The organism is Streptomyces sp. (assembly GCF_036566765.1).
Lineage (GTDB): Bacteria > Actinomycetota > Actinomycetes > Streptomycetales > Streptomycetaceae > Streptomyces.
The window spans coordinates 1-6,161 of sequence record NZ_DATCVQ010000628.1; the positions used below are offsets into that span (position 1 = coordinate 1).

At 73.4% G+C, this 6,161-nt stretch carries 7 protein-coding genes; 5 read left to right on the top strand and 2 right to left on the bottom strand.

Features of this window, described 5'->3' with window-relative positions; all coding sequences use genetic code 11:
• Nucleotides 1–1,127: MMPL family transporter (locus tag VIU94_RS36575; protein WP_331918516.1), on the top strand; the 1,127-nt coding region annotated here is incomplete at its 5' end.
• Between the two features lie 75 nt (nucleotides 1,128–1,202).
• On the opposite strand, the gene VIU94_RS36580 is transcribed toward VIU94_RS36575, so the two are convergent.
• Entirely contained in the window at nucleotides 1,203–1,400 is a 198-nt protein-coding gene (locus VIU94_RS36580) for a helix-turn-helix transcriptional regulator (RefSeq protein WP_331918518.1), read from the bottom strand.
• Between the two features lie 212 nt (nucleotides 1,401–1,612).
• A complete protein-coding gene (locus tag VIU94_RS36585) occupies nucleotides 1,613–2,530 on the bottom strand; it encodes a sugar phosphate isomerase/epimerase family protein (protein ID WP_331918520.1) in 918 nt (305 codons plus the stop codon).
• Between the two features lie 123 nt (nucleotides 2,531–2,653).
• On the opposite strand from VIU94_RS36585, the gene iolC reads away from it, so the two are divergent.
• The 4 genes from iolC to VIU94_RS36605 all read left to right on the top strand — a co-directional run.
• Entirely contained in the window at nucleotides 2,654–3,670 is a 1,017-nt protein-coding gene (gene iolC / locus VIU94_RS36590) for a 5-dehydro-2-deoxygluconokinase (protein WP_331918522.1), read from the top strand.
• Nucleotides 3,670–4,617 carry a Cgl0159 family (beta/alpha)8-fold protein gene (locus tag VIU94_RS36595; protein ID WP_422664593.1) on the top strand — a complete coding sequence of 316 codons (948 nt, stop codon included), beginning with the start codon at nucleotides 3,670–3,672 and terminating at the stop codon, nucleotides 4,615–4,617. Before iolC ends, VIU94_RS36595 begins: the two co-directional genes overlap by 1 nt.
• 13 nt (nucleotides 4,618–4,630) lie before the next feature.
• Nucleotides 4,631–5,461, top strand: a complete 831-nt coding sequence (gene iolB, locus VIU94_RS36600) for a 5-deoxy-glucuronate isomerase (RefSeq protein WP_331918526.1) — start codon at nucleotides 4,631–4,633, stop codon at nucleotides 5,459–5,461.
• Between the two features lie 19 nt (nucleotides 5,462–5,480).
• On the top strand, nucleotides 5,481–6,161 hold a 681-nt coding region (locus tag VIU94_RS36605), incomplete at its 3' end, for a thiamine pyrophosphate-binding protein (protein ID WP_331918528.1).

Below are 6,161 nucleotides of genomic sequence, written 5' to 3' on the forward strand. Positions count from 1 at the left end.
CGTCCGGGGCCGGCTGGGCGCGGGCGGCGGCGCTGGTGATGCGCCGGGCCCCGGTCTTCGCCGTGGCCACCGTCGTCGGCCTGGTGCTGCTCGGACTGCCCTTCCTGAACGTCTCCTTCGGCACCGCCGACGACCGTCAGCTGCCCACCAGCTCCGAGTCCCGGGTCGTCCAGGACACGCTGCGGGACGACTTCCCCGGCAGCCCCGGCGGCACGCTCACCGTGCTCGCCGAGGGCCGCGCCACCCCCGCGCAGTACGCCGAGTACCGCACCCGGATCGACGCGCTGCCCGGCGTCGTGCGGGTGGACGGGCCGGTGGTCCAGGGGACGCACGCCTACTTCAGCGTGCAGCCGGAGGGCGAGGGCGTGGGGCCGCGCGCCCAGGCCCTGGTCGGCGAACTCCGCGCCGAACAGGCCCCCTTCGAGACCTCGGTGAGCGGCATGGGCGCGGTGCTCACCGACTCCAAGGACGCGATAGGCGAGCGGCTGCCCTGGGCGCTGGCGATCATCGTGGTGGTCACGCTCCTGCTGATCTTCCTGCTCACCGGCAGCCTGCTCATCCCGATCCAGGCCGTGCTGCTCAACGCGCTCAGCCTGACGGCGATGTTCGGCGCGATGGTGTGGGTCTTCCAGGAGGGGCACCTGTCCGGGCTGCTCGGCTTCACCCCGACCGGCGACATCGAGACCACCCTGCCGGTGCTCATGTTCTGCGTCGCCTTCGGACTCTCCATGGACTACGGGGTGTTCCTGCTCTCCCGGATCAAGGAGGAGTACGACGCCACCGGCGACCACGAGCACTCCGTGCGGTTCGGGCTGAGCCGCACCGGCGGGCTGATCACGGCCGCCGCGGTGATCCTGGCCGTCGTGATGGTGGCCATCGGCACCTCGCGGGTGACCAACACCAAGATGCTCGGCCTCGGGATCGCGCTGGCCGTCCTGATGGACGCGATGGTCGTGCGCAGCCTGCTCGTCCCGTCCGTGATGAAGCTGACCGGCCGGCTGACCTGGTGGGCCCCCGGCCCGCTGCGCCGCTTCCACGACCGGTTCGGCATCAGCGAGGGCGGCGAGACGATATCCGACGTGGCGGCGCCCGAGCGCGACCGGGAGAAGGAGCCGGTGGGGAGTTAGCAGCCCCCTCCGCCCCGGACGTGGAAGGGCCCCGCACCCCGGTTGGGTGCGGGGCCCCGTGCGTGTGGGGGCGGGTCAGTCCCGGCGGCTCCGGTTGCTCGGGCGGTTGGCCACCCAGGATCGGATCGTGTCCACGTACCAGAAGGGCTTGCCGCCCTCCACCCGGTCGGGCGGCGGGAGCAGGCCGTGCTTCCGATAGGAGCGGACCGTGTCCGGCTGCACCCTGATGTGCGCGGCGATGTCCTTGTACGACCAGAGCCTTCTGTCCGTCATGCGTGGCACCTCCCTGCGTGCGTCGCAGCTGCGGCCGGGGGGTGCCGTCGGGGGAGCTGCGGGCGCGAACGCTGGCGATCACTGAGCCTGTGCCCGTTGAACGAGGGCCCCCTTCCGCGGGAGAGGGCTTGTCGACCGGCTGTGACGGAAGACCTGCGTAATGGAGACATGCGTGACGAGGGAGGGACGGACGTGACAAAAGTGACGCGTCGTCATGCGCCGCAGGAGCGCAGGAAACGACGGGTGCGCTCGGCGATCGGGAAGGGCTTGTCCGGCGGGCAGGGGTACATGTCCTGCTCCACGATGGCGAACAGCTCCACGCCCAGCGCCTGCGCCGCCGCGAGGACCGGCTCCAGGGCCGGCGCCCCGGCCGGCGGTTCGCACATCACGCCCCGAGCCACGGCCGGGCCGAACGGCACCTCGTCGGCCACCACCCCGGCCAGGATCTCCGGATCGACCTGCTTGAGATGGAGGTAGCCGATCCGCTCGCCGTAGGTCTCGATCAGCTTGACGTTGTCGCCGCCGCAGTACGCGTAGTGGCCGGTGTCCAGGCAGAGCGCGACCAGCTCCGGATCGGTGGCGTCGAGGAACCGCGCCACGTTCTCCTCGGTGTCGATGTGCGTGTCCGCGTGCGGGTGGACGACGATCCGCAGCCCGTACCGGTCCCGGACCTCCCGGCCCAGGCGCTCGGTCAGCGAGGTCAGATCGCGCCATTGCCCGGCGGTGAGGGCGCGGTCCTCCAGGACCTCGCCGGTCTTGTCGTCCCGCCAGAACGAGGGGATGACGACGAGGTGCTCGGCGCCCGTCGCCCGGGCCAGGGCCGCGTTGTCGGCGACGTGCGCCCAGGTCCGCTCCCAGACGGCGGGCCCGTGGTGCAGTCCGGTGAAGACCGTGCCGGCCGAGACGCGAAGCCCGCGGCGCGCGGTCTCCTCGGTGAGTCGCGCCGGGTCGGTGGGCAGATAGCCGTACGGGCCGAGTTCGATCCATGCGTACCCGGCCCGCGCGACCTCGTCGAGGAAGCGTTCCCAGGGCACTTGGCGGGGATCGTCGGGGAACCACACTCCCCAGGAGTCGGGGGCGGAGCCGATCCGGATCCGGGACAGGGACGACTGCGGGGACGTCGGTGTCATGCGGCTCAGCTTGGCCGTGGGCGGAAGAGGGGTCAAGAGTTCGTCCGAATGTAAGGACAAAATGTTGACAGGCTTCCGGACCGGGACTAGATCTGGTGCCGGGCCACACGAGAGGCGGCGTGCATGCAGCGGCAGGACCCGTACGACGTGATCACCATGGGGCGGATCGGCGTGGACCTCTACCCGCTCCAGGCCGGGGTGCCGCTCGCCGACGTGGAGACCTTCGGCAAGTTCCTCGGCGGCTCGGCCACCAACGTGGCCGTCGCCGCCGCCCGGCTCGGCCGGCGCACCGCCGTCGTGACCCGCACCGGTGCGGACCCCTTCGGTGACTACCTGCACCGCGAACTGCGGGCCTTCGGCGTCGACGACCGCTGGGTCACCCCGGTCGAGGGCTCTGCGACCCCGGTCACCTTCTGCGAGATCTTCCCGCCGGACGACTTCCCGCTCTACTTCTACCGCCGCCCCAAGGCCCCCGACCTGGAGATCCGCCCCGAGGAACTCGACCTCGCCGCCATCGGCGCGGCCCGCGTCTTCTGGATGACCGGCACCGGCCTGAGCGCCGAGCCCAGCCGCACCGCCACCCTGGAGGCCCTGCGCTCTCGGGCCCGCACCGCGACGGACGGGCAGCACACCGTCTTCGACCTCGACTGGCGGCCGATGCTCTGGAACGAGGCGGCCCCCGGCGCGGGCCCCGACCCGGCCGAGGTCCGGCGGCACTACCGCGAGGCCCTGCGGTACGCCACCGTCGCCGTCGGCAACCTCGACGAGTGCGCGATCGCCACCGGCGAGCGCGAACCGCACGCGGCCGCCCGCGCCCTGCTGGCCGCCGGGGTCCGGCTCGCCGTCGTCAAACAGGGCCCCAAGGGCGTCCTCGCTCTCGCCGCCGACGGCGAGGGCGCCGACGTGCCCCCGGTCCCGGTCGAGGTGGTCAACGGCCTCGGCGCCGGCGACGCCTTCGGCGGGGCGCTCTGCCACGGACTGCTCGCGGGCCGGTCCCTGGAGGACACCCTGCGGTACGCCAACGCCGCCGGGGCCCTCGTCGCCGCCCGCCTCGCCTGCTCCTCGGCCATGCCGTACGACGAGGAGATCGAGCAGGTCCTCGCCGACGGCGCGGTCCGCCCCACAGGAGTCCGCCCATGATCACCCCTGCCCCACCCGACCCGGCAGCCCCGGAGGCCCCCGAGCGGGGAGCCCTCGCGCCGATCGACCTGGGCGAGCTCGTCCAGGTCCGCGTCCGGCACCCCGAGGCCGTGGCCGAGGCCGCCGCCCGTCGGCCGCGCCGGCCGCTGCTCGGCGAGCGCGGCCGGCTGCTGATCATCGCGGCCGACCACCCCGCCCGCGGCGCCCTCGCCGTCGGCGACCGCCCGCTCGCCATGGCCAACCGGATCGACCTGCTCGAACGGCTCCGGCTCGCCCTGTCCCGGCCCGGCGTCGACGGCGTCCTCGCCTCCGCCGACATCCTCGACGACCTGCTCCTCCTCGGCGCCCTGGAAGGCCGGCTCGCCGTCGGCTCCATGAACCGCGGCGGTCTGGCCGGCGCCGCCTTCGAACTCGACGACCGGTTCACCGGCCACCGCCCCGAGGACCTCGCCCGGCTCGGCTTCGACGCCGGCAAGCTGCTGCTGCGCATCGACTACGACGACCCCGGCTCCCTCGACACCCTGCACACCGCCGCCCGTACCGTCGACGCCATGGCCGCGCTCCGACTGCCCGTCTTCGTCGAGCCGTTCGTCTGCCGCCGCGGCCCCGAAGGCCGGCTCCGCAACGACCTGTCCGCCGAGGCCGTCACCACCTCCCTCGCCGTCGCCTCCGGGCTCGCCGGCACCTCCGCGTACACCTGGCTCAAGGTCCCGGTCACCGAGAACCCCGACGACATGGCCCGGGTGATGGAGAGCTCGACGCTGCCCGCGGTGCTGCTCGGCGGCGACGTCGGCCCCGACCAGGACGCGACGTACGAGAAGTGGCGCGGTGCGCTGCGCCTGCCCACCGTCCGCGGCCTGGTCGTCGGCCGGTCCCTGCTCTACCCGCCCGACGGCGACGTGGCCGCCGCCGTCGACACCGCCGCCGGGCTCCTCGACGCACGCTGAGGAAGCGCCGACGATGAGAGGACACATGGACAAGACCGGCTCCGACCTCCATCTGCCCGCCGGGTGTGCCGCCGAGGCGCCCTACGTCCTGCTCGTCGACCCCGAACGGGCCGGCTGGACGTACTCCGCGCTGCGCACCCTCGCCCTCGGACCCGGCGCGAGCCACGCCTTCGACAGCGGAGAGTTCGAATGGATCGTGCTTCCGCTGACCGGCGGCTGTACGGTTCAGGTGAACGGCGAGATCTTCCAACTGCGGGGCCGCACAAGCGTGTTCGACGGAGTCACGGACTTCGCGTACGTGCCGAGGGAGGCCCGCGCGCTGATCGCCTCCGGTGCGGGAGGCCGCTTCGCCCTGGCAGGAGCGAAGTGCGAGCGACGACTCCCCGCACGCTACGGCCCCGCGCCGGAGGTTCCCGTCGAGGCCCGCGGCAGCGGCGTCCAGGCCCGCGAGGTGCGGGGCTTCGCCGCCGCCGGCGCGTTCGCCTGCGACCGGCTGATCGCGGTCGAGGTCGTCACGCCCGGCGGCAACTGGTCCTCGTACCCGCCGCACAAGCACGACGAGCACATCGCCGGCGAGGAGTCCGAGCTGGAGGAGATCTACTACTACGAGATCGCCGGCGACGGCCTCGGCTACCAGCGGATCTCCCCGTCCCGCCCCGGCGGCGCCGACATGCTCGCCGAGGTCCGCACGGGTGACGTCGTCCTCGTCCCCGACGGCTGGCACGGCCCGTCCGTCGCCCAGCCCGGCCACCCCATGTACTACCTGAACGTGATGGCGGGCCCGGGCGCCGAGCGGGAGTGGCGGATCCGGTTCCACCCCGACCACCCGGAGGGCTACCGATGAGCTGCACGGAGGGTTGCCGATGAACACGGAGCGGCTGACCGTCGCACAGGCCCTGGTGCGCTTCCTGGCGTGCCAGTACACCGAGCGGGACGGCGTCCGGCAGCGGCTGATCGCGGCGACCTGGGGCATCTTCGGCCACGGGAACGTCGCCGGGATCGGACAGGCGCTCGTCGAGTACGCCGACGACATGCCGTACCTCCAGGGCCGCAACGAGCAGGCCATGGTGCACGCGGCCGTCGGCTGGGCCCGCCAGTCGAACCGGCTCTCCGCGCAGGCCGTCACCACCTCCATCGGCCCCGGCGCGACCAACCTGGTCACCGGCGCGGCCCTCGCGACCGTCAACCGGCTGCCCGTGCTGCTGCTGCCCGGCGACGTGTTCGCGACCCGCCCCGCCGACCCCGTCCTGCAGCAGCTCGAAGTCCCGTACGCGGGCGACCTGTCCGTCAACGACTGCCTGCGGCCGGTCTCGAAGTACTTCGACCGGGTCACCCGCCCCGAGGCGCTGATTCCCGCCGCCCTCGCCGCCGCGCGGACCCTGTCCGACCCCGCCGAGACCGGCGCGGTGACCCTCGCGCTGCCGCAGGACGTCCAGACCGAGGCGTACGACTGGCCCGTGGAGTTCTTCGCCGAGCGGGTCTGGCGGGTGCGCCGGCCGCGGCCCGACGAGGCCGAGCTCGCCGCCGCGGTCCGCGCGATCCGC

Bases quoted from the DNA above. Each gene is read 5' to 3' on its own strand.
- VIU94_RS36580 (WP_331918518.1), bottom strand. From the start codon at position 1,400: ATGACGGACAGAAGGCTCTGGTCGTACAAGGACATCGCCGCGCACATC.
- VIU94_RS36585 (WP_331918520.1), bottom strand. From the start codon at position 2,530: ATGACACCGACGTCCCCGCAGTCGTCCCTGTCCCGGATCCGGATCGGC.
- iolC (WP_331918522.1), top strand. From the start codon at position 2,654: ATGCAGCGGCAGGACCCGTACGACGTGATCACCATGGGGCGGATCGGC.
- iolB (WP_331918526.1), top strand. From the start codon at position 4,631: ATGAGAGGACACATGGACAAGACCGGCTCCGACCTCCATCTGCCCGCC.